This window comes from Desulfitobacterium sp., from assembly GCF_982384815.1.
The window spans coordinates 1-9,341 of sequence record NZ_CEVWNY010000115.1 but is presented as its reverse complement, the minus strand read 5'-3'; the positions used below and the strand labels follow the sequence as shown (position 1 = coordinate 9,341).

Annotated in this window: 7 protein-coding genes; all 7 read right to left on the bottom strand. The window is 45.1% G+C overall.

Annotation, left to right across the window (positions count from 1 at the left end; all coding sequences use genetic code 11):
• On the bottom strand, nucleotides 1–2,311 hold a 2,311-nt coding region (locus tag AC1U9U_RS13775; RefSeq protein ID WP_479961129.1), incomplete at its 3' end, for a molybdopterin-dependent oxidoreductase.
• A 346-nt stretch (nucleotides 2,312–2,657) separates the two neighbouring features.
• Nucleotides 2,658–3,635, bottom strand: coding sequence for an MBL fold metallo-hydrolase (locus tag AC1U9U_RS13770; RefSeq protein WP_479961128.1), 978 nt, complete (start codon nucleotides 3,633–3,635; stop codon nucleotides 2,658–2,660).
• Between the two features lie 326 nt (nucleotides 3,636–3,961).
• Nucleotides 3,962–4,432 (bottom strand): SsrA-binding protein SmpB, encoded by a 471-nt coding sequence (smpB, locus tag AC1U9U_RS13765; protein ID WP_479961127.1) that lies wholly within the window; start codon nucleotides 4,430–4,432, stop codon nucleotides 3,962–3,964.
• Between the two features lie 284 nt (nucleotides 4,433–4,716).
• Complete coding sequence (locus AC1U9U_RS13760) at nucleotides 4,717–6,732, bottom strand: sodium-translocating pyrophosphatase (protein WP_479961126.1); 2,016 nt, start codon at nucleotides 6,730–6,732, stop codon at nucleotides 4,717–4,719.
• Nucleotides 6,733–6,871: 139 nt separating this feature from the next.
• Nucleotides 6,872–7,096 (bottom strand): preprotein translocase subunit SecG, encoded by a 225-nt coding sequence (gene secG / locus AC1U9U_RS13755; protein ID WP_479961125.1) that lies wholly within the window; start codon nucleotides 7,094–7,096, stop codon nucleotides 6,872–6,874.
• Nucleotides 7,097–7,287: 191 nt separating this feature from the next.
• Nucleotides 7,288–8,565: a phosphopyruvate hydratase gene (gene eno, locus AC1U9U_RS13750; protein ID WP_479961124.1), complete on the bottom strand. Its 1,278-nt coding sequence runs from the start codon at nucleotides 8,563–8,565 to the stop codon at nucleotides 7,288–7,290.
• A gap of 169 nt (nucleotides 8,566–8,734) precedes the next feature.
• Nucleotides 8,735–9,341: alkaline phosphatase family protein (locus AC1U9U_RS13745; protein ID WP_479961123.1), on the bottom strand; the 607-nt coding region annotated here is incomplete at its 5' end.

Sequence of the window (9,341 nt, the reverse complement as noted above, 5' to 3'; positions counted from 1 at the left end):
CTTTCCCGTCCCTTGTATTCATCATAAACTCTTGAGGGTAGGCTTCTCTAAGCTGGGGAATATTATCGTAGGTGGAATGAGAACGTCTTCCATAGTGTATGGTCACAAGCTGGAAGGGATATTCCCCTTTCACTTTACTTTTCCAGTCTTTAAAAGTAGCTTCGTATCCATCCAAGGGCGCTTCATACTTAGCAATGGGCGGTACTGTCGTTAATCCATAGGCAGCTATCTTATCCGATAAAGCTTGACAGTGAATCTCCAGTTTGCCACTTTTTGTTGTCAAAGGATGAGCTTGTGGATCCTTTACAAAATCCGCTCCTTGAATCACTGTAAGTTTGTCACCGGGTGTTCTCGGTACTTGGTAAACACCCTGTTTAACCAAGTCGTCTAGGGCAATCCTACCTTTTTGCGGTTCACCTTTGACGCCCCATTCTTGAATATCTTGATCAGTAATAGTTACCAGGGATTCGTAATTTTCTCCGTCCTCTTTAATTACTTGAGCTCCGGCAAGGCTGTTGAATAATTGTTGTTTCTTACTTATTGGGTAAATTTCATCGGGATCCATCCCCAGACGTTTCGCTAGCTCACAATCCATCCATTCTTCTGTTTTAGCTTCAAAAAGTGGTTCGATAACTTTTTGGGCAATGAAGATTGATTCCGGATTTCCCTGATAAATTTTTCCTTCCTTTTCCCACTCCGTCGTTGCGGGTAAAACAATATCTGCATACTTTGAGATGGATGAAAGGACAATATCATTGGTTACAACAAAGTCTACTTTGCGGAATGCTTCAATTCCCTTATTGATATCCGAGGATTGGTTGAGGAAATTATAGCCATATCCGTCACGAACCAACCAAATTAAGCGAATATCACAAGGAACTTTCCCTCGTCCGTTGGTCCCGGTGTATTCACCATTTAAAATGGCGTCATAGGTTTCACAATAAGCCATACCATTGGCATCGGGATTAGTTGGGTTAGCCCAACGGTAGCCATCATACGGTCCGTAGGTTGTATCCGGGAATAGAGGGTTGACCGCAGGGGGAAGACCACCGCCTCCAGCTTTGACAAGAGTTTTTCCTCCATAGCTCTGACCAGCCGCATAGTTCATGGTCCAAACTCCGGCACCAGGTTTTCCAACGTTTCCGGTCATCCAACCAACGGTAAGAAATGCCTGACAGAATTGTTGTCCTCTGTAGGTACGGGCAGGAGCAAAGGAAGAAGTGAAAATCATAGGCTTAGTTGTGGCAATTTCAGTTGCAAATTCTCGAATAATCTTCGGGTCCGTTCCACAGATTTCAGAAGCCCATTCCGGGGTTTTGGGAACTCCATCATAGGTACCCATAACATAATCTTTGAAATTCTCCTTAGGGTCTGTACCTTCCGGCATATGATCCTTATCGAATCCTACGGTACAACGATCTAAGAACTCTTGATCTTGAAGATTATTTTCAATCATGTGATAAGCCATGCCCAGAAGTAGTGCAGTATCCGTTCCAGGTCGGCAAGGAATATATTTGTCACCTAAACTTTTTACTGTTGGCGTGACAAAAGGATCCACAACGATGATTTTTGCGCCGGCCTTTTTAGCCTGCATGAGGTTGTAAGTCGGATTCCCGAGGCTAGAGCGGGCGGGATTAGCTCCCCACAACACGATAAGCTTGGCGTTTCTCCAATCCAGTCTGTCATTGGACTTCCAAGAAAATAAACCGGTCATGCACTCTTGAACGACGCCCCAAGCACCGGATGAAGATGATCCCCATCTGACGAGACCGCCGCCGTAGAAGTTCAGCAGTCTGCTTGTGCCAAGAATTGATTTATTCCCATATTGTTCTTTAATGCGCTTTAATTCCCCAGCGACAAGATCTAAGGCCTCATCCCAAGAAATACGAACCCATTCGTCTTTGCCACGTAAAGATTTATCTCCGCCACCGGGTTCCCAATGTTTCCGCTTCATGGGGTATTTAATGCGATCCGCACCTAATACATGATGTCTTTGAGAACGCCCGCGATGGCAGCCCCTTTGCTGTGGATAGTCCGGAGAGTCGGGATGGGTATCATCAGTTTTTTGACGGACAACTACTCCATCAACCACTAATGCCTTATTTAAACAACGGCCACCACAGTTGTGCCAGCAAGCTGCGGTAACCCATTCACCCTCATTATTGGCAATGTCTGCGTTAACTCCTGCGTCAGTAAGCGTATTACTGCTGCAACCGGGCAATGCTAAGCTTGCCGCGCCAATAGCACTGGCTTTAAGAAAATTCCTGCGGCTAAACTCTTTACTTATAACACCATCAAGAATGTTTCCCATAAATTCTTCCTCCTTCATTAAAACTGCAGTATGGAAATTACGAAGCAACCAAGGCCTTTGTGTAAATACTAACAAATCAATACCGAGAATTCTATTTAGAAAACATTTCTTAAATATTAATTTTTGTTAATATCTTCACTTAATAGTTTAAATTTTTCTTGTTTGGCTTTATTCTAATTATAACACAACTTCATTCGTTTCGACAACTTTCGACATTGTAAGGCAAAAATTTGACACTTGAGAATGATATCTCTAAGTGCCTAACCTCTTAATCCTGGCGGTCAAAGACCGCCCCTACATTTGAACCCAATTTTGTAAGGGAGACCTGCGGTCTCCCTTCATCCGTCTAGGCCCGTGAATAATAAACTACCCCATCCACCAGCTCCTTAACCATAATGCCTTTGTGTGCTAGATGGGTTAAATGGGCTAAGGCCTCGCCCGTGGCAAATATTTTTTGCGCCGGGGGAAAATCATCCCAGGATTTAATTGAAAGATCCCATTTCATTTTGCTGGCTACCTGAGCACCTGACATACTTTCCTCAGCGACTATGTTTAAAATATTCTCTAACCTTCGTTGGTGATGGTCCTTTAGTTCCTTAATCCTTTGTTTTCCGTTGTCTAAGATATAACGATGTCCAGGAAAAATGAGGTCAATATCCAATTTCTCGATTGTATCTAAACTCCGGAAATACTCTCCTAGATAATCCTTCGTAATCATCCAGGGGGGTGCCCAAATTGTATTGTTTGGAGTAATTTTCCCCAAGATGTGATCGCCGGAAAATAATAGTTTATGGTCTTGATCATAGAGGCAAAAATGATCCGGAGCATGGCCGGAGGTTTCAATACATCGTAAAGTAAATTCACCAACGGTTAAAATATCCCCATCCTGAACAATGCTTACCTTTTCCACAAGCTCACTGGCATAGGTATAGCCAGGGTGGGCAGCAATACTAATATCTTTTAGTCCGCTTTGTTTAATCAAATCATCAAAGAAACTGCTAAGACCACTCCCGGAATTTCCTAGCAAAGACTTGGCACAGTATTCTCCCGTATAAACCGTATTAGTTGGACGCGCCAAATAACCTGCTAGCCCGGAATGATCGCCATGGATGTGGGTAATGAAAATATCTGTATCATCCATTGAAAAACCCAGGTCCTTAATGGCCTGAGCCATAGCCATTTTGCATTCAGGCTGATTAAAGCCGGTGTCTATAAGAAGATTTCGCTTGTCTCCTTTTATAAAGTAGGAATTGGTTGCCCGCAAGGGATTATTAGGGAGCGGGATATCAATCTTAAAGATATTCGTAAATATTTGTTCAATCATAACACAACGCTTCCTTTCAGGGAGATGTAAATCACTAGAGATTTCTGAATATATTTACTATTCTACCAGAAAGTTTTTTCTTGTCATTATTGTGTGCATTTTTTCCCTTCAAAATTTTAATTATTATTAAGATGCTTTAAGAAAAATAAAATCCCCAGGTTTGCTTCCTGGAGATTCACTAACTATTATTAACTTCCTAGTTAATTAATAGCCCTTACCTTTGTCCATTGCTAACCGCCACTACTACTCCGGCTTCTTGATCAGGAGATAAGTGGCGCTAAGCCCTGGATAAGTCAACTAAGCATTAGATGAAGTTAAAACTTCATCTAACGCAAGTTTCCTTTATCTCGGAAATGCCGCTCAATTTCACGCTTCGCATCCCGTTCGGCAATGTCTTGACGCTTATCATAATTCTTTTTCCCACGGCAGACACCGAGCTCAATTTTGGCTAAGCCATGCTTGAGGTAGATCTTAGTAGGGATCAGGGTTAAACCCTCTTGTTGAACTTTACCAATGAGTTTAACGATTTCTGAGCGATTCAAAAGGAGTTTGCGCTTGCGCAAGGGATCGTGATTGAAGCGATTCCCTTGCTCATAGGGACTGATGTGCATCTGATAGAGCCAGGCTTCTCCATTCTCGATACGGGCATAGCCATCCTTAAGATTAACACGCCCATTACGAATGGATTTAATCTCTGTTCCGGTAAGGATAATGCCTGCCTCTAGCCTCTCCTCCACAAAATAATCATGATAGGCTTTTCGATTGTCGGAGATTACTTTAATTCCTTTAGATGCCACAAGGCTCCCTCCCTACGGATAAGAAAACTCGGCTTACGCCTAGGAACAAGATTTTCGTACTTATCTACAGGCACACCGGCATGTGCTTCAGTTACCCCTTCATTTTTTCAGTATAGCATAGGCTCTCGTTATTTTCCAGCAGAAGGATCTTAGTTAAGTCCTTAATAAGATCCTTCGCACATACTCAGGATGACACTGAAAAAAAGGAAGCAAGGATTTATTCCTCGCTTCCCAGTAAACCATCTTTCACAGATTAAACCATCTAAACTTTTCCCTTGGAATCCTTAGATTAAGAATGGGGCGATAATCAGAGAGATGGTACCCATAACTTTGATCAAAGCGTTCAAGGATGGACCTGCAGTATCTTTGAAGGGGTCGCCGACAGTGTCCCCAATAACAGCAGCAGCGTGTGTGGGTGTTCCTTTACCGCCGAGGTGCCCTGCTTCAACATACTTCTTAGCGTTGTCCCATGCTCCACCGGCGTTAGCCATGTAAATGGCCATCAGCAAACCGGAAACAGTTCCACCGGCAAGCATACCACCTAGTGCAGTTTTTCCGAGTAAGAAACCCACGAGGATTGGCGTACCAACAGCTAAAAGACCGGGAACGATCATTTGCCGAATTGCAGCTCTCGTGGAGATATCCACGCAGGCACGATAATCAGGCTTTGCTTTTCCTTCCATAAGTCCGGGAATCTCACGGAATTGACGGCGAACTTCACCGATCATTTCGAAAGCGGCTTTACCTACGGCTTCCATCGCAAAGGCGGAGAAGAGGAAAGGTAAGGCGGCACCGATGAAGAGACCAATAATCGTAATCGGTTCCAAAATATCAATACGATCCAAATGGGCAAGACCGGAATAGGCATTAAAGAGTGCCAAAGCTGTCAAGGCAGCAGAGCCAATGGCAAATCCTTTAGCAACAGCTGCTGTGGTATTCCCTACAGAATCCAGTTTATCGGTGGTTTTACGGACACTGGGATCAAGTTCGGCCATTTCGGCGATACCGCCGGCATTATCAGCAACGGGTCCAAAGGAGTCAATTGCTACAACCATACCGGCAGTGGAAAGCATAGCCATAGCCGCCATGGCAATTCCGAAAATGCCGGCAAAGTGGAACGAAATAAAGGTAGCCACGCAAATTACAATAACGGGAAGAGCCGTACTCTTCATACCGGTCGCCAAGCCTTGAATAATGTTGGTGGCGGCACCGGTCTCAGAGGCTTTGGCAATGGCTTGAGCGGGAGCCTTTTGATTGGAGGTATAGTACTCAGTTAGCAAACCAATCAGAACATTCACAACCAAACCACAAATAATGGCAATAAATACACTATTAGGGGTTAAGGTTAAGGTATCACTAACTTGGAAGGAATCAGGCAGAAGCCAATGAACAACCGCAAAGGAACCGATGGCTGTTAAAAGGTTGGTCCCCCATAACCCTTTGTTCAAGGCCGTCTGAGGATTAGCATTTTCTCCGGTACGAACAAAGAAACTAGCGATAATAGAAGAAAGGATACCTACAATACCCACCATTAGAGGAAGCATGAGTCCTGGTGCTCCGCCTTCAAGAGTGTTGAAGACAACGACACCGATCAGCATAGCGGAAATGGTGGTTGCGCCATAGGATTCGAAAAGGTCGGCTCCCATCCCGGCAGTATCACCTACGTTATCACCTACGTTATCGGCAATAACGGCAGGGTTACGAGGATCATCTTCCGGGATTCCCGCTTCGACTTTACCAACCAGGTCGGCACCAACGTCGGCAGCTTTGGTATAAATACCACCCCCAACACGGGCAAACAAGGCGATCGCACTGGCGCCAAATGCGAAGGAGTTAATGATCTCCGCATCTTTGAACCATAAGTAAAGGGCAGCAACCCCAATTAATCCTAAGCCGTTAACAGAAAGGCCCATAACCGCTCCGGCACGGAAGGATACGCCCAAAGCTTTGTTCAAGCTGGTCCGTGCGGCTTCGGTGGTACGGGCATTAGCACGAGTGGTAATGCCCATGCCTACATAACCGGCGACTGCCGAAAGCACTGCACCTACGAGAAAAGATACCGCGGTTTGCCAGTTTTTGATAAAGGTCAGGATAAGAAAGATAATAATTACGAAGGGAATTAAGGTCTTGTACTGGCGGTTAAGGAATGCCATGGCACCCTCTTGAATGTACTGGGAAATCTCCTGCATCCGAGCATTTCCTGGGCTTTCCTTTAAGACACTGCTTGCGAAGTAGAAGGCAAATGCCAGCCCTACTAGACCTGCCAGGACTGCCCAGATAGGCATTAAAGCAAAATCCATTGTAAAAAAACCCCCCTAATTAATAAAATAATGTGTTTATATGTATTAAGGCAGGGACTTTCTAATTCCAATATTCCGTTCAACGGCAATAATTATTTACCGTAGACGGAACAAAGGGAAAGGGAAAGGGACCTGACCCTTATTTCATAAGCCAGGCCACCCCAAGAGAACTAAGCAAAAATACAACCGCTGAAATAATACTGATTTTCTGAAAAATTGCATCCATGCCTTTTTTCTTACCAAAAAAAGACTCGCTGGCTCCGCCAATAGCTCCTAAACCCGCACTTACGCCGGATTGGAGTAGAACAGTCGCAATTAAACCCAAGGAGCTAATAACTAATACTACAGTTAGGAAAATTACCATTTACTTTCACCTCCTAGCCCCATTGACTAAAGAACCGGGATTCCCGATTTTCTGCCTATACCAGGTAAACCGCCACCTTCTTCTAAATTTTTAGAATGCAGTGACGGTTATGTATCCTATGAGTAGCCAGTACCGCTATTTTAGCATAAAAAAACAAAAAAAGGCAATAGAGTATCCACGATATGCAGATTTTAACGGCCCAAAGCCTCTTGACCACTGTAGATTCCAGTTTCCCCAAGTTCCTCTTCGATGCGGAGTAACTCATTGTATTTTGCCACCCGTTCAGTTCTGGCCGGAGCCCCGGTTTTGATCTGTCCGGCATTAACAGCTACAGCCACATGGGCCATGGTAACATCCTCCGTCTCCCCGGAGCGGTGGGAAATTACTGTGGTATAACCGGCCCGTTTAGCCATTTCAATGGCATCAAGGGTTTCCGTGAGGGTGCCGATTTGGTTAAGCTTGATCAGAATGGAGTTGGCACACTTTTCCTTGATGCCCCGGGCCAGGCGAGCGGGATTGGTGACGAAGAGGTCATCCCCTACCAGTTGGACCTTATTACCCAGTCTTTCTGTGAGCTTTTTCCATCCTTCCCAGTCCTCTTCAGACAAGCCGTCTTCGATGGAAACAATAGGATATTTCTCAATCAGATCTTCATAGTATTCGATCATTTCCTCGGAGGTTTTGGTCAAGCCTTCCCCTTCAAGGTGGTACTTGCCATCCTTATAAAGCTCAGTTGCTGCTACATCAAGAGCTAAGGCAATATCTTTGCCCGGGGTATAGCCTGCCCTTTGGATAGCATCGACAATGGCCAGCAAGGCGTCGGCATTGGATTCCAAGCTGGGAGCAAATCCACCCTCATCCCCAATTGAAGTAGCCAGGGCCTTCTCCTTAAGAACCGCCTTTAAACTATGATAAACTTCAGTTCCCATTTGCAGAGCCTCTTTAAAATTCCTGGCACCGACCGGCATAATCATAAATTCTTGAATATCGACGTTGTTATCAGCATGCTGGCCACCATTTAAGATGTTCATCATGGGGACCGGAAGCTCCTTGGCATTGACCCCACCCAGATATTGATAAAGAGGAAGTCCCAATGATTCTGCCGCAGCTTTAGCTGTAGCTAAAGAGACGCCTAAAATGGCATTAGCCCCTAGTTTTCCTTTGTTATCGGTACCGTCCAAGGCGATTAATTCCCGGTCAATGGCCGGTTGGTCAAAGGGATTCAGCCCTTCAAGTTCTGGGGCAATTACATTATTGACATTACTTACCGCTGTTAAAACCCCTTTACCCATGTAACGGCCTTTATCGCCATCACGAAGCTCTACAGCTTCAAAAGCCCCTGTGGAAGCACCGGAAGGAACGGCAGCCCGACCCATTGCTCCATCCTCAAGGATTACTTCCACCTCAACGGTAGGATTGCCTCGGGAGTCCAAGATTTCCCGACCAAAAACTTCTTCGATGTAACTCATATGTATAACCTCCAATAGATTTATTAGCATTTTGCCTAAGATCCGACCGTCATTCTTCCCGCAGGACGACACCGTCACTTAACCCTTGTCATACTGAGCATTGCGAAGTATCTTAACCTAAGATCCTTCAGTCGTCCCTCCTTCAGGATGACATCGCTATAGTAGGCTTTCAAGGTGCCGCTTGAATCAAAGAACTCCCCGTCATTTCCTCGGGTTGGGGAATCTCCAATAGCTCCAAAATAGTTGGAGCTACATCCCGCAGTGCTCCTCCCTCCCGCAGTTTCCTAGTCTTTAACTTATCATTGACTACAATAAAGGGAACGGGATTGGAGGTATGGGCAGTTAAAGGCTGTCCCGTTGCCAAATCTATTTTAGACTCGGCATTACCATGATCAGCGGTAATAAGGACCGTGCCCTGCCGTTTGAGGACTTCCGGAACAATTCTGCCGATACATTGATCAACTGCTTCAATGGCTTTGACTGTAGCATCAAATTCCCCCGTGTGACCTACCATATCCGCATTAGCGAAGTTCAAAATAATTACTTCAAAACTTTGCTCATCTAACTGCTTAAGGAGCTCCTCGGTAATTCCATCGGCACTCATTTCCGGTTGCAGATTGTAAGTAGCTACTTTCGGGGAGGGGATTAAGATGCGGGTTTCCCCTGGGCAGGGAGCCTCCACCCCACCATTAAAAAAGAAGGTGACATGGGCATATTTTTCGGTCTCGGCGATGCGGAGTTGTTTTTGCTTATGCTTGGCCAGCACTTCCCCCAAG